The sequence below is a fragment of the Asaia sp. SF2.1 genome (assembly GCF_000505765.1).
Lineage (GTDB): Bacteria > Pseudomonadota > Alphaproteobacteria > Acetobacterales > Acetobacteraceae > Asaia > Asaia bogorensis.
This window is the reverse complement of sequence record NZ_AYXS01000050.1, coordinates 21,587-44,358: the sequence shown is the minus strand read 5'-3', so window position 1 is coordinate 44,358 and position 22,772 is coordinate 21,587. Positions and strand designations below refer to the sequence as shown.

Annotated in this window: 23 protein-coding genes and 1 tRNA gene; 15 read left to right on the top strand and 9 right to left on the bottom strand. The window is 60.6% G+C overall.

Annotated elements, in window-relative coordinates; all coding sequences use genetic code 11:
• Positions 1-188 precede the first annotated feature (188 nt).
• The 4 genes from P792_RS34580 to P792_RS34565 form a co-directional block, all read right to left on the bottom strand.
• Positions 189-279, bottom strand: a tRNA-Ser gene (locus tag P792_RS34580).
• 17 nt (positions 280-296) lie between these two features.
• Positions 297-995: a phosphoribosylanthranilate isomerase gene (locus tag P792_RS34575; RefSeq protein WP_023979859.1), complete on the bottom strand. Its 699-nt coding sequence runs from the start codon at positions 993-995 to the stop codon at positions 297-299.
• The gene (gene pyrF, locus P792_RS34570) at positions 992-1,696 is read right to left on the bottom strand and encodes an orotidine-5'-phosphate decarboxylase (RefSeq protein WP_023979858.1); all 705 of its coding nucleotides are present in this window, start codon (positions 1,694-1,696) and stop codon (positions 992-994) included. The genes P792_RS34575 and pyrF overlap by 4 nt, the downstream gene beginning before the upstream one ends.
• Positions 1,697-1,760: 64 nt before the next feature.
• Complete coding sequence (locus tag P792_RS34565) at positions 1,761-2,105, bottom strand: LapA family protein (RefSeq protein ID WP_023979857.1); 345 nt, start codon at positions 2,103-2,105, stop codon at positions 1,761-1,763.
• Between the two features lie 178 nt (positions 2,106-2,283).
• Here P792_RS34565 and P792_RS34560 point away from each other — a divergent pair, with 178 nt between their 5' ends.
• From P792_RS34560 to P792_RS34540, 6 genes are all read left to right on the top strand, one after another.
• Positions 2,284-2,574 (top strand): hypothetical protein, encoded by a 291-nt coding sequence (locus tag P792_RS34560; protein ID WP_023979856.1) that lies wholly within the window; start codon positions 2,284-2,286, stop codon positions 2,572-2,574.
• Between the two features lie 193 nt (positions 2,575-2,767).
• Positions 2,768-3,268: a protein-export chaperone SecB gene (locus P792_RS0120320; RefSeq protein WP_023979855.1), complete on the top strand. Its 501-nt coding sequence runs from the start codon at positions 2,768-2,770 to the stop codon at positions 3,266-3,268.
• A 34-nt stretch (positions 3,269-3,302) separates the two neighbouring features.
• Entirely contained in the window at positions 3,303-6,278 is a 2,976-nt protein-coding gene (locus tag P792_RS34555) for a hypothetical protein (RefSeq protein ID WP_023979854.1), read from the top strand.
• Positions 6,271-7,662 (top strand): M20/M25/M40 family metallo-hydrolase, encoded by a 1,392-nt coding sequence (locus tag P792_RS34550; protein WP_023979853.1) that lies wholly within the window; start codon positions 6,271-6,273, stop codon positions 7,660-7,662. Before P792_RS34555 ends, P792_RS34550 begins: the two co-directional genes overlap by 8 nt.
• A gap of 14 nt (positions 7,663-7,676) precedes the next feature.
• Complete coding sequence (pdxA, locus tag P792_RS34545; RefSeq protein ID WP_023979852.1) at positions 7,677-8,663, top strand: 4-hydroxythreonine-4-phosphate dehydrogenase PdxA; 987 nt, start codon at positions 7,677-7,679, stop codon at positions 8,661-8,663.
• Positions 8,660-9,391 (top strand): pyridoxine 5'-phosphate synthase, encoded by a 732-nt coding sequence (locus tag P792_RS34540; RefSeq protein WP_023979851.1) that lies wholly within the window; start codon positions 8,660-8,662, stop codon positions 9,389-9,391. The genes pdxA and P792_RS34540 overlap by 4 nt, the downstream gene beginning before the upstream one ends.
• Here P792_RS34540 and P792_RS34535 read toward each other — a convergent pair.
• Positions 9,372-9,962 carry a hypothetical protein gene (locus tag P792_RS34535; RefSeq protein WP_051757643.1) on the bottom strand — a complete coding sequence of 197 codons (591 nt, stop codon included), beginning with the start codon at positions 9,960-9,962 and terminating at the stop codon, positions 9,372-9,374. The two genes, P792_RS34540 and P792_RS34535, sit on opposite strands and share 20 nt — an antisense overlap.
• A gap of 104 nt (positions 9,963-10,066) precedes the next feature.
• Complete coding sequence (locus P792_RS34530; protein WP_023979849.1) at positions 10,067-10,552, bottom strand: hypothetical protein; 486 nt, start codon at positions 10,550-10,552, stop codon at positions 10,067-10,069.
• Positions 10,553-10,723: 171 nt separating this feature from the next.
• Here P792_RS34530 and P792_RS34525 point away from each other — a divergent pair, with 171 nt between their 5' ends.
• Entirely contained in the window at positions 10,724-10,948 is a 225-nt protein-coding gene (locus P792_RS34525; RefSeq protein ID WP_023979848.1) for a DUF3126 family protein, read from the top strand.
• A 413-nt stretch (positions 10,949-11,361) separates the two neighbouring features.
• Positions 11,362-12,411, top strand: a complete 1,050-nt coding sequence (locus tag P792_RS34520; RefSeq protein ID WP_023979847.1) for a glycosyltransferase family 2 protein — start codon at positions 11,362-11,364, stop codon at positions 12,409-12,411.
• Positions 12,412-12,543: 132 nt separating this feature from the next.
• Here P792_RS34520 and P792_RS34515 read toward each other — a convergent pair whose 3' ends face one another.
• A complete protein-coding gene (locus P792_RS34515; protein WP_161630867.1) occupies positions 12,544-13,101 on the bottom strand; it encodes a DUF2939 domain-containing protein in 558 nt (185 codons plus the stop codon).
• A gap of 263 nt (positions 13,102-13,364) precedes the next feature.
• Here P792_RS34515 and P792_RS34510 point away from each other — a divergent pair, with 263 nt between their 5' ends.
• Genes P792_RS34510 through pyk form a run of 4 tightly spaced genes read left to right on the top strand, consistent with a single transcriptional unit; the run spans position 13,365 to position 17,078 of the window.
• Positions 13,365-14,147, top strand: coding sequence for a HesA/MoeB/ThiF family protein (locus tag P792_RS34510; protein WP_023979845.1), 783 nt, complete (start codon positions 13,365-13,367; stop codon positions 14,145-14,147).
• Positions 14,144-14,521, top strand: coding sequence for a hypothetical protein (locus P792_RS34505; RefSeq protein WP_023979844.1), 378 nt, complete (start codon positions 14,144-14,146; stop codon positions 14,519-14,521). Before P792_RS34510 ends, P792_RS34505 begins: the two co-directional genes overlap by 4 nt.
• 49 nt (positions 14,522-14,570) lie before the next feature.
• Entirely contained in the window at positions 14,571-15,563 is a 993-nt protein-coding gene (locus P792_RS34500; protein WP_023979843.1) for an SH3 domain-containing protein, read from the top strand.
• A gap of 42 nt (positions 15,564-15,605) precedes the next feature.
• Positions 15,606-17,078 carry a pyruvate kinase gene (gene pyk, locus P792_RS34495; RefSeq protein ID WP_081866759.1) on the top strand — a complete coding sequence of 491 codons (1,473 nt, stop codon included), beginning with the start codon at positions 15,606-15,608 and terminating at the stop codon, positions 17,076-17,078.
• Positions 17,079-17,388: 310 nt separating this feature from the next.
• Here pyk and P792_RS34490 read toward each other — a convergent pair whose 3' ends face one another.
• Entirely contained in the window at positions 17,389-18,276 is an 888-nt protein-coding gene (locus P792_RS34490; RefSeq protein ID WP_023979841.1) for a prephenate dehydrogenase/arogenate dehydrogenase family protein, read from the bottom strand.
• Positions 18,273-19,331 (bottom strand): lysylphosphatidylglycerol synthase domain-containing protein, encoded by a 1,059-nt coding sequence (locus P792_RS34485; RefSeq protein WP_023979840.1) that lies wholly within the window; start codon positions 19,329-19,331, stop codon positions 18,273-18,275. Before P792_RS34485 ends, P792_RS34490 begins: the two co-directional genes overlap by 4 nt.
• A 270-nt stretch (positions 19,332-19,601) precedes the next feature.
• Here P792_RS34485 and hpnA point away from each other — a divergent pair, with 270 nt between their 5' ends.
• The 3 genes from hpnA to hpnC are packed head-to-tail and all read left to right on the top strand — an operon-like array spanning position 19,602 to position 22,644.
• Positions 19,602-20,603, top strand: a complete 1,002-nt coding sequence (gene hpnA / locus P792_RS34480; protein ID WP_023979839.1) for a hopanoid-associated sugar epimerase — start codon at positions 19,602-19,604, stop codon at positions 20,601-20,603.
• Complete coding sequence (locus P792_RS34475; protein ID WP_023979838.1) at positions 20,600-21,769, top strand: glycosyltransferase; 1,170 nt, start codon at positions 20,600-20,602, stop codon at positions 21,767-21,769. The genes hpnA and P792_RS34475 overlap by 4 nt, the downstream gene beginning before the upstream one ends.
• Entirely contained in the window at positions 21,769-22,644 is an 876-nt protein-coding gene (gene hpnC / locus P792_RS34470) for a squalene synthase HpnC (RefSeq protein ID WP_023979837.1), read from the top strand. Before P792_RS34475 ends, hpnC begins: the two co-directional genes overlap by 1 nt.
• The last annotated feature ends 128 nt before the right edge of the window (positions 22,645-22,772 follow it).

The window sequence follows — 22,772 nt, the reverse complement described above, 5'->3', positions numbered from 1 at the left end:
AGGGCAGGCAGCGCTTTAACCGGCCACACGAGGGGATCGCCTGGTTCTCCTGTGTGGCCGTATTCATGCCGGGCAACTGAACAAGTGTCCGAGAGGGCCAGTTCTGTGCAAGCGCAGAATACAGGACACGACCCATCTGTATGGGGCCATGATGTCATGTGTCCAGAGAGTCGGTTTTTTGGTGGGGGTGGCGGAGAGAGTGGGATTCGAACCCACGGTACGCTATTAACGTACACACGCTTTCCAAGCGTGCGCCTTAAGCCGCTCGGCCATCTCTCCAGCGCGGGCGGACCATATCAGTTTTTATGGGGTGCGCAAGGGCTGCGATACGGAGTACGGGCGTTTTTGATGAAGTTTCGTATCAGCGAGGCTGATTTCTGGCCGGGCGCGGTCTCGACGCCGGATGAGACATCCACGAAGCGTGCGCCACTCTCGGCAATTGCCTGGCCGACATTCTCAGGAGTGAGGCCGCCAGCCAGCATCCATGGAGAAGGCGCGAGCCAGTCACGAAGAACGCTCCAGTCCAGACGCAACCCATTCCCGCCAGGATTGGCTGCCGAGGCTGGGGCACGTGGTTCGATCACGAGTGCGTCCACGTCATTGGCATGAGGGAGATCGTCCTTCGTCGTAACCGGGCATGAAAGCCAGACCGGCCGTCCGAATTTCTCTCTTATGGCAGAGGCACGCTCTGGCGTATCGTAGATCTGCAGGACATCGAGCGCACACGCATCAAGGGCCGCCTCGATAGCTCTGTCATCCGGTTTGACGAACAATCCGACAAGATCGGGCGTGGCACCCTGATGTCGCGCCAGGAGGTTTCGTGCCGATCCGGGCATGATATGGCGTGGTGAGCGGTCATAGAATACGAAGCCGATCCAGTCAGCCTGCGCCGCGCAGGCGGCCTGAAGGGCGAGTTCAGTCGTGATCCCGCAGATCTTCACGCCGACTGACGCCTTACCGTCAGTAGCGCCCTGTTCAGCCCTGCCGGGCTTCATGCCGTGGCCAGCTCGGCCTGGATCGCAGCGGCTGCAGCAACGGGATCGGCGGCCTGGGTAATGGGGCGGCCAACAACAATCCAGTCTGCCCCTGCCTGCGCGGCCTGACGGGGTGTCATGATGCGTTTCTGGTCATTGGCCTCTGCCCCTGCAGGGCGGATGCCGGGCACGACCAGAACGGGTGCGTCACCCAGCGCGTCACGCAGGGGGGCAATTTCCTCGGCCGAGCACACGAGGCCGTCCGCCCCTGCCGTCATGGCCAGACGCCCAAGACGTACTACCTGCTCACGGGGTGTGGCGGGCACACCGATTTCCCGCAGGGCGACCTCATCGATGCTGGTCAGTACGGTCACGGCAAGCAGTACCGGACGGTGGAGCGGCGGGTAACTCGCATCGATTGCCTGCCGCGCTGCCGCGATCATGGCGGTGCCACCACTGGCATGGATGGTCAGGAGCGACGCCCCGATCGGGGCGAGGCTGCTCAGGCCCTTGGCAACTGTATTCGGGATGTCATGCAGCTTGAGATCGAGGAAAAGCGGATTGCGGCCTGCGACCTCACGCAGGGCGGAAAAGCCCTGGGCATAGGTGAATTCCATACCAAGCTTGATCGCATCGACATGACCATCGAGCACGCTCGCCCAGTCACGCGCCTGGTCGAGGCTCTGGGTGTCGAGGGCGGCGATCAGGCGGGTACGTTTCATGAAACTGTCTCGATGCAGGGGCTTGGAACGGGGCAGGCCGCCCGGATCGGGCGGGCTGGTCAAATCAGGGGGCAGGCGGAACGGTGCTGGTCTGGGTCTCGTAGGGCGCGCGGCTCGGGTCGGTTGCGATTGTCAGGCGGTCAATACGCTGGTGAAGGTCAAGCACTTGCGTCTCGAGGGCACGCACCTGCTGCTCGGCCTTGCGGGCTCGTGAGCGCTGCTTGATCTCGCCGATGAACATCACAAAACCGCCAATGAGGAAGCTGGCAGCGCCTACGCCCAGGACGAGCATCCCGACCGAAAACTGCCAGCCATAGGAAACAATCCATAGAGGCTGTGCATCGGGGTTGCTCAAAGCAAAAGTGATGAGAATGACAAGAAAAACGACGATAACGAGCAGGCGAACCATCACAAAGACCCCTTATTTCCGGGTTATCGGCGCAAGAATTTCGTGCCGCGCATTCATCGTATCGCCTTAGCCCGGGTTCCTGTCAGCGGCAAGGTTTGTTGCTTTTTCTTGACCCCAAGGCAGATGGCGTGGTGGCGTGGCAGGCCGCTCATGGTCCTGAGGGAGGCTTAACCCCATCATGTCCCAGCTTATCATGTTCCGACCGCCCCTGCCGAATACGGATCGGTTATGGGCCGTCATGGCCTGGCAGGGGCGGCGCAGTCGTATCGCCAATGTGCATGCCACGCGTGAAGCCGCCCAGGCCGATTGTGAGTGGCGCAGCCGTCAGGTCCACGAATACCGGCATTTTCTGGCTTCTGAGCAAAAGGCACCGCTGCGTTACGATGTCAGGCAAATCGGTCGTGCTGAACTGCCTCGAAGCTGGTCGCCGCTGCCGGCTCTCGGCTTCCTGCGCAATCAGTCCTTTTGACAAGAGCGGATCAGCCTGTTCGTGGGCGGGAGCGTGCAGGGGCGTTAGCCGGATCTGTTTTAAAATATGAACAGAGCCGTGGTTTGGTCTGGTTCATCTGGTCTTGATCGCCAAGTCATGACAGAAGCACTGGCGCGCTATGCTTGTTATTGGCAAGCATAGTCATAGAAAGACATCAAAGGAACGAGACGTCATGTCAAAAAGTGAGAACAAGGAGCAGTCTGGACGTGCAGATCAGGCTGCCTTGGAGACATTGCTCGTCTCTGGAATGCAGTATCTGAAATCTTCCACGATTGCTTCTGTCGGGGCCCCCGAAGTATTTTTCAATCTGCCTGCCAGACCGCATATCGGCCTGCGTATTGATGTGAATGCCCGCCAGCTTGCCGAAGATCAGCCGAATTTCGAAGTCAGCCTGGCACTCCAGGGGCTTGGCTATCGCACGGCCCCCACGCCCGAAACGCCCGAGCCCGAGACGCTGTATAAGATCGAACTGGTGTATTCGGGTATTTTCACCGTGCAGAATGCCAGCCCCGACATGCTGGAGGAACTGCTTCTGGTCGAAGCGCCGCGTCGGCTTTTCCCCTCTGCGCGCCATGTGCTGCTGAGCCTGATCCGTGAGGCGGGTTTCCCGGTGGCCAATATCCAGCCTGTCGATTTTCATGCTCTCATGCTGAGCCGCCGCGCCCAGTCCTGAGACACGTGCGCCCTGATAAGCCCGGACCGGAACGATGACACAGACCCCCGATATCCCCTCTGCGTACGGCCCTGGCGACGAGCCGCGCGCCCATGTCCCGCTCTGGGCCGTTTTCGATCCTGACTGGTATCGGGGGCGGTACCGGGATGCAGTGATCGGCATGGTGGGCAACATGCCGGATGACCGGGGACTTTATGAGTTCTGGCTACGTGACGGGGCTCGTTATGCTCATTCGCCCAACCGGTATTTCGATGAAATCTGGTATCGCAGGGCGCATTTCGATGTTGAGAACGGCATCCGGATGGGGGTGTTTGACTCCGGTTTTCAGCATTATTGCGAGACGGGTCATCGCGGCCGCTCCTGCCACTGGCTGTTTTCAGAAGGGGGATATTTCAGCCTCAACCCCGATCTGACCCCGTCGCTAGTGCGTGAATTGGGCTTTGCCAATGGCTACGACCATTATCTGGCGATTGGGCAGGTGGAGCGGCGTGCCAGTTCCGCGTTCTTTGTCCCCGATCTGCTGCGTGCAGGGATCTTCCAGAATCGCTTGCCGTTCGATCCGGCTACGGGGGAATTCTCCCGTCTGCTGACAAGCACAGATCTCGGAGCCCTGCGTACGTCCTGGTATTTCGATCCGGTCTGGTATCTCGACCAGTACCCCGAGGTCTCGGCGCAGATCGCAAGCGGGGAATATGCTTCGCCCCTGCATCATTATCTCTCCAACGAGACACCTACGGCCTACTCCCCCACCCCGTATTTCGATGAGACTTTCTATCTCGCGCGCTACGAGGATGTGGGCAGGCAGGTCGCCGCGCGTGCGCTTCGGAACGGCTATGAGCATTTCGTGCGCTTTGGTGTATTCGAGGGACGTCGTGCGACCAAGGAGATCGCTTTCCCCCCCTTCTCCTGTGACGGTGACATGCCGGACTGGAAGGCGATCTGCGACAACCCGTACACGGCCTTTGTTAAGCGCGATGGCGAAGCAAACGAAGCGGACATTCCGGAGCTTCCCTCACTGCGCGCGCTGGCATCCCTGCAGGCCTTGCGCGGTGAGAGTCTGTTGCCGCTTCTCGCCCGGACACCGCTCGATTTTCGCTATGTAGGCCAGCCTGCCCTTAGCGTGATCATCAATGCCCCTGAAACATTCCTCGATCTGATCCAGACGCTTGCGTCGCTGCACGATGTCAATTGCGGGGCAATGCAGGTCATTCTGCTCAGTGGTCATGCGCGGGATGAAACGGCCAATGTCGCGCGCTACGCCTACGGTCTCGAGGTAATTTCCTCCGAACAGGGCAATCTGCAGGGGGGCTGGCGACGGGCTGGCGCTGCGATCGCAGCACCTCAGGTTCTTTTGATCGATCCGGGTACCACACTATTTGCCGGGGCACTGAACACAGCTATCGCCCGTCTCGCGCAGCCGGGTGTCATTGCTGTCGCACCGCAGATACTGGGACTGGATCTGCGGGTCGTCGAGGCCGGTGTGAGTGTTGCACGTGATGGGAGTTGCACGGCTCATGGTGCGGGTGAGGACGCTTTTGCCCCGATCGTGAACTTCGTGCGTACTTGTGACGGTGTCGGGGGCGGCGCCCTGCTGTGTCGCACCAGTGTACTACGTGCCATACCCGCAATCGATGACGGGCTTGGTGCGCTGCGTATCGCCGCGCATTCATGGGCTGGCCTGTGCCTGACCCTGCGCCAGATCATGCGTTCCGGTCGTATAGTCTACGATCCTAATTTTCTGATTCGTGTGCCTGAACGCGAGATAGCCGGCGAGGCGCTCGTAGCGCAGGAGGCGTTGATACTGCGTCGCCATTTTGCAGAAGTGCTTCGTGGAAATCAGCCGCATCGCCCTGGCAGTGCGATCATGTTGCACAAGCCGGTTCGCTGGGGGCAGCGCATCCTTCTTGTCAAAAGGGCAATTTCAAGCGCTCAGCCCACGCAGCGCGAGCGCCTGCAATCCCTGTGCCGTGCTTTCGTGGCGCTCGGTCTGCAGTCTACGGTTTTTGCCCTGGATGAGCAGCGCCCGCATACAGAGACGATAAGCGCCACTCTGCCTGACGAAATTGAACACCTTCAGGGGGGTATTGAGTGTTTGGGGCAATTGATCGAGCAGCGCCCGCGCGGCTTCGATCAGATCTGGATCATGGGCGGCCATACGCTCAATGCCGTGTTCCAGCTCTTCAATGACAAGGCCGCCCTTCTGCCTGAGGAAGGTGTGGTTCTGGATTTGCGGTCGCTGGATGCTGTCCAGGCCCGGTTTGACGCCCGCAAGGTGCAGGCGGTTCGCGACAGAATTGACGAGGCCGATTTCGATCAGGTACTGGCGGATGAAGTCGCCAATGCCTGGTTCTGCCAGGACATTGTGGTTGCCGACGTGGCTCAGGAGCAGGTGCTTGGCAAGGTTGGTGTCACCGGCGTGACAATTCTTGGGGATGATCTGCCCCTGCATGACAGTCCGGACTTCGATAACAGACACGGCCTGCTTTTTGCCGCTCAGCCCGCGACGGCGCCGGGTTACAGCGCAACCTTTCTCAAATGGTTCGTGCGCAACGTCATGACGCGCCTCAACGGGCGTCTGGCCGAACCGGTCAGACTGGTTCTGGCCTGTGAAACCACCCAGTCGCATGATCTATCAATGATCACGCATCATCAGAATGTCGCGCCATTGCGTGATGGTCAGGCAGATTTCGCGGCACTCGCTGCGCAATGCCGCCTGTTGATTACACCCGATCAGGTTGAGGGCCATGTGGCATTCGACCGTCTTGCCGCCGGAGCTTGCGGACTGCCTGCCGTCACGGGCGGTGAGGCAGCATTGCAAGGCGCCGCGTCAGCGCCGTTCGATCCAACAGCGTTTGCAGAGGCGATCATCACCCTTTATCAGGATCGGGAGACGTGGCAGCGTCTGTCCGATGAGGCGAGGCAGCAGGCACGAGCGATGACGACCGTCTATCGCGACACGCTTGCCTCCTTGTTGCGACAGAGTTTGGTAAAGGAAGAGATGCGTGACTGACAGCACGGCAGCGGTATTGCAGCAGGTCGACCGGGATCTGGAAAAAAGTCTGGATCGTCTTTTTGCCTTCCTGCGCATACCGAGTGTTTCGGCCCAGCCGAAACATGCTGCCGATTGCAGGACCGCCGCCGAATGGCTGCGTGAGGAGCTCTCAGCCCTCGGGTTCGATGCCAGCGTGCGTGAAACAGCCGGGCACCCGATGGTTGTGGGTCATGAACAGACAGCGTCATCCGGCCCGCATGTGCTGTTTTATGGCCATTATGACGTTCAGCCCACGGACCCGCTCAATCTGTGGAAGAGCGATCCCTTCGACCCCGCCATTGTGACCGAGGCCGATGGCCGCAAGATCATCGTGGCGCGTGGTGCATCGGACGATAAGGGACAGCTGCTCACCTTCATCGAAGCCTGCCGTGCCTGGAAAGCGATCAAGGGCGATCTGCCGTTGAAGATCTCGATCCTGATCGAGGGTGAGGAAGAAAGCGGCGGGGCCAATCTGATGCCGTTCCTCAAGGCCAATGCCGCAGAGCTCAAGGCCGATGTGGCGCTGATTTGCGACACCGGCATGCCCGATCGGCGCACGCCGGCGATCACGACGGGGCTGCGTGGGCTGGTTGGTGAGGAAGTGGTGATCGACTGCGCCACGCACGACCTTCATTCAGGCATGTTCGGCAATGCCGCGCGCAACCCCATCGAACTGCTCTGCAAGGCGCTGGGCAGTGTGCGTGACGACAAGGGCCGTGTGATGCTTCCCGGGTTTTATGATGGGGTGGTGGCACCATCCGACACGGTTCGCGCGCAGTGGCGAGCCATTTTCCCCGATGACGCGGCGACACTTGGCCCGGTGGGGCTGTCGAGCGCTGCCGGTGAGGATGGCTTTACGGCCATCGAGCAGATCTGGGCCCGGCCGAGCTACGAGATCAACGGCATTTCAGGCGGGTATGAGGGCGATGGTTTCAAGACCGTGCTCCCCGCCCGGGCAATGGCCAAGGTTTCGTTCCGCTTAGTACCGGGGCAGAACCCGGAGCGCGTGCGTGAGGCGTTCCGCGCCCATATCCGATCGGTCCTGCCGGTGGATGCCAAGGTCAGCTTTGCCGAGCATGGTGCATCGAGCGGCTTTGCCGTGCCGGAAGAAGGGCCATTTCTGCAAACGGCCCTGGCCGCGCTGGGCGAGGAATGGGGTGTTCCTGCCGTATCGATCGGTTGCGGTGGATCGATTCCTGTCGTTGCCGAGGTCAAGGAAGCGCTCGACATGGACTCGCTTCTTGTGGGGTTTGCCCAGGATGACGATCGTATCCACTCGCCTAACGAGCAATATGGCGTCGAATCCTTCCATAAGGGAATTCGCTCTTGGGTTCGTATTCTGGATGCCTTTTCCACCAAGTGACCCTTGAGGGGGGCATGATGCTGCCTGCACTCACGATGGGCGATCCCGCCGGGATTGGCCCTGAACTGACCGTCAAGGCCTGGGAGCAGCTCAGAACCCAGGGCGAAGGGTTTGTGTGGATCGGTGATCCGGCTCTGATCGAGGGGATCCCCACGCAAATCGTGGACGAACCTGTGCAGGCAGAAGCGGTATTCCCCCATGCCCTGCCTGTCCTGCCCGTGTACCTTCCCGGCCCTGTTTTGCCGGGTCAGCCAGATTCCGCAATGGCAGGTCAGGTGATCGCCTCGATCGAGCGCGCGACCCGGCTGGCGCTTGAGGGGCGTGTCAGTGCCGTCGTGACCAATCCGATCAGCAAGGCGGTGCTGAAAGCTGCCGGTTTCGGCTTTCCGGGTCATACCGAATTCCTGGCCTCGCTTTGCGGCGTGCCGGGTGAGGAAATCATGATGCTGGCCTCGCCACAGCTGCGTGTGGTGCCGGTCACGGTGCATGTCAGCCTGCGCGAGGCGCTGGACAGTCTGACGACGGATAAAATCGTGCAGGTTGGCAAGGCACTTGCTCAGGCTTTGCGCCGTGACTTCGGGTTTGAGGCGCCACGTATTGCCGTGGCTGGCCTGAACCCTCATGCGGGTGAGGGCGGGGTGATGGGCTTGGAAGAGCAGGTCATGATCGAGCCGGCCATCAGGATTCTGCGCGAAGCTGGCATTGATGCCAGCGGTCCGTATCCGCCCGATACGCTTTTCACGGATCTTGCACGGCCACTCTATGACGCGGCACTGTGCATGTATCACGATCAGGCCCTGATACCGCTCAAGACGCTCGACATGGCCAGCGGTGTGAATGTGACACTGGGCCTGCCCATTGTCAGGACATCGCCCGACCACGGGACAGCCTTTGCGATTGCAGGCAAGAACAGGGCCGACCCGACGAGCCTGCTTTCAGCCTTGCGTCTTGCGCGCGATCTTGGCGTGAGACGTGCCTCAGGCAAGGAAAAAAGACCATGATCCGACTTGGCGTGAATATCGATCACGTGGCGACCGTCCGTAATGCCCGGGGTGGCACGCATCCTGATCCGGTCGGGGCAGCCCTTCTGGCAGCCATGCATGGCGCTGACGGCATTACGGCCCATCTGCGCGAGGACCGGCGCCACATACGTGATGAAGACATGCAGAGGCTACGTCGTGAACTGACCGTGCCGCTCAATTTCGAAATGGGCGCGACGGAAGAAATGGTTGGTTTGGCCTGCGCCTTGCGCCCTCATGCCTGTTGTCTTGTGCCCGAGCGACGCGAGGAAGTGACGACCGAAGGCGGCCTCGACGTGGCAGGTCAGATGAATGATCTACGCGCCAAGGTGGCACGGCTGAGAGACGCCGGTATTCGTGTTTCGCTTTTCGTCGACCCTGACCCTGTCCAGATCGAGGCTGCCGCCGCAATTGGTGGACAGGTGGTGGAACTCCATACCGGCGCTTATGCCCATGACGACGGCGAGGCGGAGTTCCGGAGGCTTTTTGCAGGTGCGCAGGCCGCCACGGCGAATGGGCTGGAGCTCCATGCCGGTCATGGGCTTACTTACGCCAATGTGGGACGGGTGGCGGGTCTGCCCGGGCTGAAAGAGCTCAATATCGGACATTTCCTGATTGGAGAGGCAATCTTCAGCGGATTGCCCGCCGCGATTGCCCGCATGAAGCAGGAAATCGCGACCGGAGCGCTGTTCAGGGCCGTGGTACGATAACCGGCTTTGATTTGTCGGTGTAGTTCGGCACGGTCTCGCCGGACTGCTTGTTGTAGGTCGCACTCGTGCTCTGATTAGGCGCCGCAGGGGAGTGGAAAGCGGAGACTGGCCCGAATGGACCACCGCTGACTTTGCGCATGCTGGCCTCGGGCTGTCTGGCGCACCCACGGGTGATGATCGAGCAAATACCGTCGGAGCCGATGATCTCGTCATCATCACCGGCGTAATGGACCTCGGAGACCCGGTCATGGTCGAGGCGGATGATCGCCTTACAGGTCGTGCCTGCCCCGCCGAGGGTGACCTGCGTCATGTTCAAGAGTTGTTGAACTGGGATGATGGTTGAATCGCTTGCCGTGGGCAGGTTCATGGTCGCAGTATACTGATAGATCTGCGTGGTGTCGTTCAGGGTCTTGGTTGATGCCGGAATGCCGGCACAGGCCTGAAGATCGTTCGATGTCATGCCAATCATGGCAAGCTGTGCCCTGTGGGCTTCGCGAGAGTCGAAATAGCCGCAGCCAGTGAGGCCCACGAGCGGTAGAACGCCGAGGGCGAGACGCAGGGTGGAAGTCAAAGATTTTCCTCGATGCGAAAAGGGAGCAGGGAACCCGGAAGGGTTTCGTTATGACAACAGAACTCGAGGGAAGAAGTTCTGTGTGCCTGCTCACGCCACGCGATTCAACGCCTGGAATGTAACCTTAACGCATTTAAACATGCCTCGCGTTGCAACGCATAGACAATGTCGTGCGTCGCCATGACCATGGGCGCAACCTGATGCTTCCAGCGTGCTTCGCCAGCACCGCATATGGCGCGGCCTGAGTAAGGGCTGCGCGAAACCGGCGACAGCACTGCAAGCCCTGACAGCGCATCATTCTGGAGTCTTGCCCGCAGGGCGTGCTGCATGGCGGATCGCTCGAACCGGGGGGTATAATCGAGCAATGCGCGCAGCGTGGCCGAGCTCAGCGCCGGGTCATTTGCTGCGATATTCTGTTCCACCTTGGCCCAGTCATGACTGAGCGTAAGCGACCATGCCACGGCACGGGGGCCGTCGCTTGAAATCTGTTGCGAGAGCGCTGATCCGAAATGGGGCGGCACGGCAGCAGCGAGGCTCGACCCGGTCGAGGCAAGCGCGAGAAGCGCAAAGGCAAAGAGGATGCGGCGCATGGTTCTCCCTGTCTTGAAAGTGCCGGTTCAATGACGAAGGCGTGAACCGTGCCGATCAATCATGGCAGCATCGTGGCCCAATCCGGAATTTTCGACATGCGTTAAAGGTGGTTTCACAGGGGGGCGGGATGTTCTACAGATCGCACAACCTGCCAAATTCCAGGAGTTATCATGGCTGCTATTTCTGCTTCGGAGCTGTCCCGTCTGCAAACGACCCTGCGTCGTCTGCTCGGTTCCCAGCAACTGACGATCAATGCCCCGGCACGCGCTGGCCACACGGTTGAGCTGGCCGTCAATGGCGAAGTGATTGGCACCGTGCACCGGGATGATGATGAAGGCGAGGTCTCCTATGCCATCCACATCACCGTTCTCGAAGAAGACCTTCCTCCGGCCTGATTAAGGGCGTTATCGGGGACGTGATACCCGGCATCGGCTTTTCTTTCTGCAAGGTCGTGCATGAAAGGCAGGCCGTGTCCGTCCCCAACGGGTCCTGACCTTACAGGCAGGCGCAGGGTCACTCCCTTTCCGAAAGATGCCGGATTACCCCGGAGCGTATGAGGGCGATGCCGAGAGGGCAGTGACGCCCAGCATTTTCCTGCCTCAGTTTGGCCTCTGTCCCCACTCACATTATGCGCAATGTCTGAATCATCAGGGCAGGGTTCCCGGCAACGGCAGCGCCTGCACGGTCTGTACGTATGAAAAAAGCAGGTCGGGGTAGCGTATGTGCAAGCAGGGTGCGGAGCCGGGTACTATGCCGCCATGTGCTTGCGTAGCAATGCACGGGCCTGGAAAGTAAGGATTGTTTGTCCATGGCCGATGCAAGGCTGAATTCTGTCGCCGTTATCATCCCTTTCTACAATGGCGCGAAATATATCGAGCGGGCGATACAAAGCGTCCTGTCGCAGACTGTTCCCGCCGACGAGTTCCTGATCATCGATGATGGATCGAGCGAGGCGGAGCGCACCGCCCTGGCTGAAATCGCTGCGAGATCCGGTGTCACGGTGCATCGCAAGGAAAATGGCGGGCAGGGAAGCGCACGCAATCTGGGCGTATCGCTTACTCAATCGGCCTATATCTGCTTTCTCGATCAGGACGACTTCTTCCTGAAGAGCCATATCGAGTTGCTGCTCGAACAGGTCAGGACGAAAGACCCCCATTTCGGCTGGGCCTATGGTGAATTGATGGAGGCCGATGAGGAGGGGCATATTGTCGCCACCTCGATCGCCGCGCGTTACAGCAAGCACCCCAAGATCTCGATTGAGGATCTGCTCGAGCGTGACATGCATGTCCTGCCTTCAGCCTCGATCATCAGCCGGACAGCGTTCGAGGCCGTGGGCGGTTTTGATCCTCAGTTCATGGGTTATGAGGATGACGATCTTTTCCTGCGGATTTTCCGCAAGGGCTATACAAACTACTTTTTCCCGCAAGCTGTAACCGCCTGGTGCATCAACAAGAACAGCACCTCGTACAGCATCCGCATGAGCCGCAGCCGCATGCGCTATATCAGCAAGCTTTGCGGCATGTTCGACTCGGATCCTGAGCGACGCAGCGTGTATGTGCGTGATCTGATCTTTCCGCGCTTTTGCAATCTGATTGCCGGGGAGGCTTTCAAGTCGATCTATTTTTCGCGCTACGAGCACGAAAAGCGCATGGCGCAGCATAGCGACGAACTGGTGGGGATGCTCGATACCTTCGCATCTCTGGTGGCGGCCAATACGCGGTTACGCCTTGAGGACCGTCTCAAACTGCGGCTCTATCAGCTGTGCCTGAGACAAAGGTCGCGCCGTATGCTGGTCGTGCCCTACACGATTGCCCGTGTGCTGCGCCGTCTCGGTTTGGGTTTTCGCGCCAGGCGGTGATCCCGCCGGCGTATAGGAAGTCACCGTCTTGGGTTTGGTGGCGTGCCGAGCGCGATAAGACGGTCAGTCGGCAGTGTCAGGCACAGCGCACCCTTAGCTGCCGCCGGTAAAACCGCGGCAGCGCAGAGGGCGTCAGACTGCCTTGGGAAGATCCAGCTGGGTGATCTTCCAGTGCCACTGCTCGAATTTCATATGCACGATGGCCGGTTTCTGGCCAGGCGTCGTGACGAGCCCGGCCTCGAAGCGCAGAGGCGACACGAAATGAGCCGAGAGCCTGCTGTAGAGTTGGCTCATGCTCAGGGAAGCCGCAGGCTGGTGTCCTGTGACCATCTGGGAGGCGAAGGTCATGAGCAACTCAGGCGTCAGGCGGGTATCGATCGCATGTGAGACGGCGCTGGTCGCGAAAGATGAGCCGAAATCCGGCAGATCGTCAGAAGCTGGTGGCGGTCCGATCAGGGCGTCGATCGCCTCGGTTTTCAGGCTGGTCGTCAGCGCACTCCAATCGATATGCTGGGCAAGGGTCGTCGTATCGTGCGTGCGCAGGGCAGAGGAGAGCGACCAAAGCGCCAGATAAGGCGAGAGCGCATAGATGCAGACGACGGCAACCATCAGGGCGCCAGCGATATGAGGCAGCTTCCTGCTGGATGGCCATGACAGCCTGTCCGGGAACGTTGCGAGTTCTACGGGCATTCCTGCCGGGGGCGATCCTGCGGGGTCTCTCATTTCTTTTCTCTGCAACTGGCGAAAGGGACGTGAACACGCAGCCTATGCGTGCCTTTATCGATCAAGCCGGTAACAAGCCTGGTTCCGAATGGCAGATGCCTCTGTTTTCTTCACTCAACATCACTATGCTATGGGATCACGCAGGCTTTTGTCATCTAAATCCTGAAAGCCGATGAAGTTTTCTTTCCAGCTCGGATTCCCTCTTCGCAATGTCGTCCATCTTGTCTGATCTGACCTTCACCGACGAGGAACTGCACCGCTATTCACGCCATATCCTGCTGCCCGAAGTGGGCGCATCAGGGCAGGCAAAGCTGCGCGACTCGTCAGTGCTCGTGATTGGTGCAGGGGGGCTCGGAAGCCCGCTGTCTCTTTATCTCGCCGCGGCGGGTGTCGGTCGCATCGGGCTGGTGGATGATGACAGGGTGGAGCTGAGCAATCTGCAACGGCAGATCCTGTTTTCCACGCAGGATATCGGGGGTGGAAAGGCCGAGCAGGCAGCTGGAAGGCTCGGCGGACTCAATCCGGGTATTGAGGTCATACCGCATGACCTGCGGGTGGATGCCGATAATCTGCCCTCACTTGTCAGCCAGTACGACCTCGTTTGTGACGGCAGTGACAACTTCACAACCCGATACGCGGTGGCTGATTGCTGTCATGCCTTGGGCAAAACGCTCGTTTCGGGCGCTGTGCAGCGCTTTGAGGGGAGCCTTTCCACCTTTGCTCCCCAACGTGGTGGCCCCTGCTATCGCTGCCTTTATCCCGATGCCGATGAAGACGCGGCGCTGAGCTGCGGTCAGGCGGGCATTTTCGGCGCTGTTACGGGGGTGATTGGTACGCTGATGGCGACTGAGGCCCTGAAGGAAATCCTGAATTTGGGGCGCAGCATGAGTGGTCGTGTTCTCATCTGGCACGCGCTGGAGGCGAGTTTCCGCAGTTTCGAGCTCCCAGCCGATCCCGACTGTCCGTGCTGTGGCCGAGGGGCAGGGTCCGAGAGCGGGATTGAGGGCGTATGATGCGTGTCATGGGCATTACTCTTGCGGATCGCTCGTTCGAACGGGCTCATCACGCTTTTGTGCTCGCCGCAGGGGCTCTGGCTTTGGGGCGCGAAGTCGTCCTCTTCGGTGGGGGGCTGAGTGTTGCGGCGTTATGCCGGGACTGGTCCTCGCTCGACGACGTGGGGCTCGATCAGATGTTTCAGTCGCGCGGGGTTGCTGGCTTCGAAACGCTGCGTTCCGCCATTTTCGAGCTGGGCGGTGAGGTGCTGGCCTGCGAAGCCGGTATGAAGGCCTCAGGTCTGACGCAGGCCGATCTGTGCCCCAGCGTGCGTATCTGTGGGGTGACGACGTTTCTGGAACGCACGATCGATGCCCAGATTCTGAGCCTGTGAAACGGCCCCCCTCTTGCCCCGAACGCCACAACTTGGCACCCATGCACCCATGAAGACATTCCGCATCGTCTACGGCATCGGGCTGGCGATTCTGCTGCCGCTTGGCGCACAGGCAGAAGCCGCGCCCCAGACGACCAAACACGCGACTCACCATCACAAACATGGCGCGGCGCCAGCTTCCGCCAGTGGCAAGAGCTCAGCACACGGTGCTTCTGCCCATCACGGTAAAACGAAAGCGACCGCGGCAAAGGCGACAGACGGAACGACCGCGGGTAGCCGCAAAAAGCGCAAGGCCGCACGTGCGGCGGAGGAAGCCCGGGCGGCTCATGCGCATCATGCGGGCAAGCATCATGTGCGCACGGCCGCAGGTGTCGCTGCCGGTGCCGCTGTAGCGGGTGCGGCGACAGCTGCCGCCCAGCCTGCCACGCCACCTGCCAGTGACGATGCTGCCGCAGCGCCCAATGCACCGCCGCAGGACAAGGGAACCAATACGGGTCTGCCCTTGCCGCGCTTTGCCGCAATGCGTGCCGACAAGGTGTTCATGCGCAAGGGGCCAGGTCAGCGCTATCCGATCGAATGGGTCTATCATCGCCGCGGTCTGCCGGTTGAGGTCGAGCGGGAGTTCGATGTCTGGCGTCTGATCGAGGATTCGGACGGTATGAAGGGCTGGGTCCATCAGGCGACGCTCGTCGGACAGCGCACTTTCGTGATTCCGGGGCAACCACCCGAGGGTCATGCGGCCGCGGTGGGTGAGGCCTCGGCCAAATCAGGCGACGTGATTGGCAAGGCCGATGCCCGCGTGCTGGGCTATGTGCCGAACGAGACCGAGGCACGCCAGCGCCAGGGCGATACGCTGCTCTACAGCCAGTCGGATGAAAACAGCGCTGTCGTGGCTGTGTTGCAACCCGGGACAGTGGGCACCCTCAAGCTGTGCCCCCAGGGGTCAACATGGTGCAAGGTGGTGGTCAAGGGCTATACGGGATGGCTTCCCAGACGTGTGTTCTGGGGGCTGTTGCCAGGAGAGACGCTTCAGCCTAGCTGAAGCTATGATATGCAACGTGCAGCAAATGGATCGGAGATCAGTATGACGTCCTCACCTCAAGCAGCTTCGGCTCAGGGTACGGGAGTGAAGAAAGAGGCCGAACAGCGCCGCACGAAGATCGTTGCGACCCTCGGCCCGGCCTCCTCCACGCATGAGATGATCCGTACCCTGGCGCTGGCCGGGGCTGACGTGTTTCGCCTGAACTTCTCGCATGGTTCGCATGAAGACCATGCCAAGCGTCACGCCACCATCCGTGATGTTGAAGCCGAACTTGGCCGCCCGCTGGCCATTCTGGCCGACATGCAGGGGCCCAAGTTGCGCGTTGGCACCTTTGCCGATGGCAAGGTGGAACTGATTGAAGGCGCACGCTTCCGTCTGGATCTGGATCGTACGCCGGGTGATGCCCGTCGCGCCTGTCTGCCACACCCCGAGATCATGCGCGCCGCCGAGCCCGGCAGCCGCCTGCTGCTCGATGACGGCAAGATGCGTCTGCGCGTGATCTCCTGCGACGAAACGCATATGGAGACCGAAGTCGAAGTCGGTGGCTGGCTGTCAGAGCGCAAGGGCGTGAACGTGCCTGACGTTGTGCTGCCCATCCCGGCCCTGACCGAGAAGGATCATAAGGACTTCACTTTCGCGCTCGACCTTGGTGTCGAATACGTGGCCCTTTCCTTCGTGCAGCGCCCCGAGGACGTGCAGGAAGCCAAGGACATTGCCAAGGGTCGCGCCTGGATCATGACCAAGCTCGAAAAGCCGCAGGCCATGGAGCGTCTAAGCGACATCATCGCGCTTTCTGACGCTGTGATGGTGGCGCGTGGCGACCTTGGTGTCGAACTCCCTGCCGAGGAAGTGCCGATCGAGCAGAAGCGTGCCATTCGTGAAGCGCGTTTCCAGGGCAAGCCGGTGATCGTGGCCACGCAGATGCTGGAAAGCATGATCACCTCGCCCACGCCGACGCGCGCTGAGGTATCTGACGTCTCGAACGCCGTGTTCGACGGCACCGATGCCGTAATGCTTTCGGCCGAGAGCGCTGCGGGCAAGTATCCTCGCGAAGCCGTCGAGGTGATGGCGCGTGTGACGCGTCGCGTCGAGAATGATCTCGAATGGCGCATGCAGGAAGAGGCCCTTCGCCCTGACAGCGACGGGACGACCGGCGGTGCTATTGCTGAAGCCGCCTGGCATGTTGCCCAGTCGGTCTCGGCTGCTGTGATCGTGGTTTATACTCAGAGCGGCCGTGGCGCCCTGCAGATTGCCCGTGAGCGCGCCGATTGCCCGGTTCTGGCGCTGACGCCGGATGATGAAACCGCACGTCGTCTGAACATGGTCTGGGGCGTACGCGCCATGTCCGTGGGTCAGGAAACGCCGGTTTACGGTGTTGAAGGCGTGGTCGATCAGGCGGTCGGTCTGGCCGTTTCCGAGGGCTATGCCGAGAAGAGTGACAAGCTGGTTCTGCTCGTCGGCCTTCCCTTCGGGCAGCAGGGTTCGACCAATACCCTGCGTGTTGTCACGATCTGATCAGGATCAGGTGCGGGGCTCTGCCCCGCGCCCGGGACAGGGCGCAGTCCCTGTATCCCGATTGGTACAGTTAGACGTCCGAAGGATGAGTGTTCGCCGGTGGCGTGTGGGGCAAAGCCCCACGACTGCCAAATGTACGAGCCCTACACTCCTGCGATGACATTGTCCCACATTTCGACAAGAGCCACTCCCCCTCAGGGCCTGATTTATCCAAACAGGTTTCCAAAGGACGACCGTCCTTTGGTGGGGTATGGGGCAACGCCCCATGACTACGACCCACCATCCCCTACACTTGCCAGCAGGCAGAGGCTCAGGCCTGACGATTTTCGAGCAGGGAACGACGGATGCGTCGACCGCGCGAAATCGTATCGACAATGGTTTTCTCGTCGCCCTCGCGAATGGCCTTGGCCATGGCGGCGGCATCCTGGCTGAAACGGTCCAGAACGCTCAGCAGGGCGTCGCTGTTGTTCAGGAAGATGTCACGCCACATGGTCGGGTCTGAGGCGGCGATACGGGTGAAATCGCGAAAGCCCGAGGCGGCGAAGTCCAGCACTTCGGCACGCATGTCTTCTGCAAGCGTATCGGCGGTGCCGCAGATGGTGAAGGCGATCAGATGAGGCAGGTGGCTGACCATCGCGCAGATCGTGTCGTGATGATCGACATCCATGATCCGGATACGGGCCCCCATTTCACGCCAGAAAGCCGCGAGACGGTCGATATCGGTCTGCGGGGCGTGAGGGTCCGGCGTCAGGAGGCACCAGCGATCCTCAAACAGGCTGGCAAAGCCAGCATCCGGGCCTGAGTGTTCGGTACCGGCCATGGGGTGGGCCGGGATATAGGCAATATCGTCGCGCAGATGGGGTGTCAGGGCGTCAACCACGCTGCGGCGCGTCGAGCCGACATCGGTCAAGATCGCGCTCGCCTTAAGGTGAGGCATGATGGTCTCGGTCACCGGGGCGATAGCCCCGACGGGTACGCAGAGCATGACGCAATCCGCATCGGCGACAGCCTTGGCGAGATCGGCTGTGATCTCGTCGCCGAGATCGAGGGCGCGCACCCGATCGAGCACCGCGGGGTCACGATCGGCGACGACGAGGTGATTGACCAGACCGGGACGCTCGCGCAGCCGGCGCAGGACGGAGGAGCCGATCAGACCGGGACCGATGACGCAGAGCGTCTCGAACAAGGGCGTGGTCATGAGGCTTCGCTCCGTGAGGATGTGTCAGCGTAATCAAGGGTCGTATCGGCGGATGTCGGGCGTTTGGGCTGACGCAGGCGGCGCATTTCGGAAAGCTGCCACAGGGCCATAACAGGGATGCCGATGGCGATGTCACGGCCACGACGCAGCAGCGACAGACCCAGCGAGATTTCGGCATCGACGCCGAAGAAATAGCCGAGCGCGACATAGGCGGCTTCCTGAACGCCCAGAGCGGCTGGCACAAGGAACGAGGCGGACATGAGGCCGCAAACGACACCCTCAATGGCGATGGCGCCGACAACACCGATATGGGCGCCCAGCAATTCGAGTGACAGCCAGGTGATGGCGGCACCGCCGAGCCAGCAAAGAAGGTGGATGGTGGCACCCAGAGCGATGCGACCGGGGCGTGACCAGAGCTGATCGAGTTCGGCCTGGAAATTGTCCATGTTGTCGATCAGTGAGGTACGCCAGCCATCGGCAATATGACGGCCCAGAAAGCGGGCGGCATAATGGATGGCAGCCCCGCCACGCTGCTGTGTCCAGATGAAACCGGCGATACCGAGCGCCAGAAGCGCCATGCCGCCCAGAACAGGCCAGGTGAACTTGTTGGTGCCCGCATGGTCGAACAGGCAGGCGAGGGCGATGATCACGAACACGATCTGACCCAGCACCTCGGTCGTGATATCCACGATGTTGGTGGCGACAGCAGCAGGCCACTGGAGCGGGCCGAGTCTGCGGGTAAGGGTAGGGATGCTGCATGTGGCGCGTATGCCAATCACCATGCCGCCAAGCTGGGAGAAGGGCAGGCAGTTCCCGGCGGCGTCACGCACGGCGCGTGAGGCAATGGCCCGAAAGAGCCCGAGCTCGGGACAGGCACTGAACCAGGCAATGCCGAGACCGATATCAACCAGCGCCTGACCACCGACGATGGATGCAAAGCCCCCTATGCCGATACGCTGCATGGCGCTGAAAACATGACCGATGCCAAGCCAGGCCATGATTCCCGTAAGAAGGGCAAGGCCCATGAGGGCGAGAACAAGGGTGAGTGTTTTCAAGGCCAGTCGGTTCCGAACGTCGCAGGGTTGCGGAGGCGCATTGTCTGGCCAGGAACAGGCCCGGCAATGCGGGAGGTTGGACAAAGCTCCTGCGGCAATTTGCGAGTATGTGCGCTGTCGAGTGCTCGCGGCTGTCTACACCAGACAGTCAGTTTTCGCTACTGCGCGGCTCAATATGACGAAAAAGCCATCAGGCGCAGGTTGCTTGTCCTTGCGCGAGCGGTATGGTGCGGTATCGATTTGCAATAAATGAGAGCATCAGGGCCTATCATGGGTGAATACACGCTGATTACCGGCGCGACCGGCTTTGTTGGCTCGGCAGTGGCGCGTATTCTCAAGCAACGGGGCCATCGCATCAGATTGATGGTCCGTGCCGGGGCCGATCTTTCCAACCTTGAAGGGCTCGATGCCGATCTGGTGATTGGCGACCTGACGGCCCCCGAGAGCTTCGGGCCGGCGCTGGAAAACTGCCGCTATCTCTTTCATGTGGCGGCGGATTATCGCCTTTGGGTGCCGGATCCGGCTGTGATGATGCGGGCCAATGTCGAAGGTACGAGGCGGCTCATGATGGCGGCACTCGATGCCGGGATCGAGCGGGTGGTTTATTGCTCATCCGTGGCGGCGCTGGGGCTGACGAAGGATGGCAGCCCGGCCAATGAACTGACGCCGGTGACCGAGCACGATGTGATTGGCGTGTACAAGCTCTCCAAATATCGCGCCGAGCAGGAAGTGCTGAAGCTTGTGCGCGAGCGCGGTCTGCCTGCCGTGATCGTGAACCCTTCCACCCCGGTTGGACCGCGTGACATCAAGCCCACGCCCACCGGACAGATGATCGTGGATGTCGCGTCGGGTAACATGCCGGCCTATGTCGATAGTGGCCTGAATATCGTGCATGTGGATGATGTGGCCGAGGGTCATGCTCTGGCGCTCGAAAAGGGCGTGATCGGCGAGAAATATATTCTCGGCGGCGAAAACTACATGCTGGGCGATCTCTTTGCCCTGATTGGCGAGGTCGCCTGTGTCAAACCGCCCCGGATCAAGCTCAAGCAGTCATGGCTGCAGCCGGTCGCTGTCGTATCCGAATGGATGGCGCGAGGGTTTGGTATCGAACCCCGTGTGACACGGGAGACCCTGGCCATGTCCAAGAAGATGATGTTCTTCACCTCGCTCAAGGCCCAGGAAACGCTTGGCTATGCGCCACGTCCGGCGCGTGAGGCGGTGGCTGATGCCGTCACGTGGTTTCGTGAACACGGACGGATTGCCACGAAATGATCAGACATTTCATGGCAGCCTCGGCTCTGGCGGCATGGGGTAAACTGCTTTTCGGGCATGGGCGTTTCTGGCGTACCGGCGAGCGTCTTGCGCCGGGGGCAGGAACGACGGCGCTTAAATCCGATGAGAAGGTCTGGCCGGATGTGGCCATTGTCGTGCCTGCCCGAGATGAGGCTGAGTCGATCCAGGCCTGTGTGGCGACGCTGGTGCAGCAGGATTACCGCGGCAAGCTGAGCGTGATTGTCGTGGATGACGGCAGTACCGATGGCACGGGCGAGCTGGCCCGTCAGGTCGCTGATCCTCATGAACGTCTTACCGTACTTACAGGCAAGGCACGTCCCGAGGGATGGAGCGGCAAGCTTTGGGCCGTGCATCAGGGGGAATGCCTGGCGCGTGAAAAAATCGATGCCAATGGGTTCGTGCTGCTGACCGACGCCGATATCCTTCATTCCGCCCTTCATCTCGAGACGCTGGTGGAAAAGGCGGAGCGCGACGGCCTCGACATGGTGTCTGAGATGGTCGTGCTGAACTGTGAAAGCGCAGCAGAACGGCTGCTTGTGCCAGCCTTCGTCTATTTCTTTGCGATGCTCTACCCGTTCGAGAAGGTGAACGACCCGGCCTCGCCGGTGGCGGGGGCTGCAGGCGGGACGATACTTGTCCGTCGGTCCATGCTTAAGCGCATTGGCGGAGTCGAGTCGGTACGTGGCGCACTGATCGATGACTGCTCATTGGCTGCCGATATCAAGAAGGCGGGTGGCAAGCTGTATCTGGGTCACAGCATGCTGGCATGGTCGATCCGACCCTATCGGGGGGCTGGTGATATCTGGCGGATGATTGCGCGCACGGCCTATGTGCAGCTGCGCTATTCCCCGATCATTCTGCTTTGCACTGTGCTGGGGATGACGCTGGTCTGGCTGGCGCCCGTCTATTTTGCCCTGTTTGGTCGCGGGCGTGTCAGGGTCATGGGGGGCGCGTCGCTCTTTCTGGCCGTGATCTCTTTCCTGCCCACATTGTCGCGTTTCAAGCTTTCGCCGGTCCGTGCACTGGCCTTGCCGGTGGTTGCTGCCTTTTACATGGCCGCGACCCTTGGATCAGCCGTCGACCATCATCGTGGTCGGGGCGTGCAATGGAAAAGTCGTTTCTATACCGAGGAGACACATGCCTGATGAATGCGATCGGCAAACAGGTTGATCCCGTCTGGGGTGAAGCCGGTGTGACTTCGGCCAAGGGCGCAGCTGACGAGAATTTTCCTGTCGGGTCGCTTCTGTTTGCCAAGGGTAACAGGGCGCATGTCACGGCCTACTATAATTTTGCACGGGTTATCGACGATATGGTCGATAACGAGCAGCTCTCTTCCGAAGCCAAGATCGCGCGTTTGCGTGGCATGGAAGAGGTGGTTCGCGGTGAGCGTGAGGCGCCCCAGCGGGCAGATGCCCAGACGGCCGTTATTCTGCGCCGTCATCTGCTTCAGACAAATGTGCCGCTGGAGACAGCCACAGACCTGATCACGGCATTCTGTCAGGATGCTGTGAAGAACCGCTATCAGAGCTGGGACGAGCTGCTCGGTTATTGCCGGTTCTCGGCCAATCCGGTGGGGCGCTTTCTGTTGCTGCTGCATGGTGAGCGCGCGGAAACGCTGCCCTTGTCGGATGCGCTGTGCAGCGCCCTTCAGGTAATCAATCATCTGCAGGATGTAACGGCAGATCTGAAGACGCTCGATCGCTCCTATCTGCCGCAGGACATGCTGACGGCGGAGGGCGCCAAGGTGGAGGATGTTCTGCTGGCGCGCAGCAAGCCGGGGCTGCGTCGTGTGTTCGATCATCTGCTGGATGAGGTTGATCATCTCAATCGACAGGCAGCGGCTCTGCCGGGTCTGGTGCGCGATCGTCGCATGCGAGCTTATTGCGCTGTAGTGGTCACGCTCTCGCATCGTCTCGCTGCACGTCTGCGCCGGGAGGATCCTGTCGCAGGGCGCGTCAAGCTGGGCCGTATTGATGCCCTGCAGGCGCTTTTGCGTGGGGTGCTGGCCCTGATACGCTAGACGGTATCATGCCAGTGCGGCTTGCTGGGGAGTGAGTCACTCTGGCTTTGCCAGGCGGCGTTGCACATGACGCCTATCCTTCGAAGGGGGCAGGGGTACAGCTTCTAAAAAGTATGGATTTTCTGCGG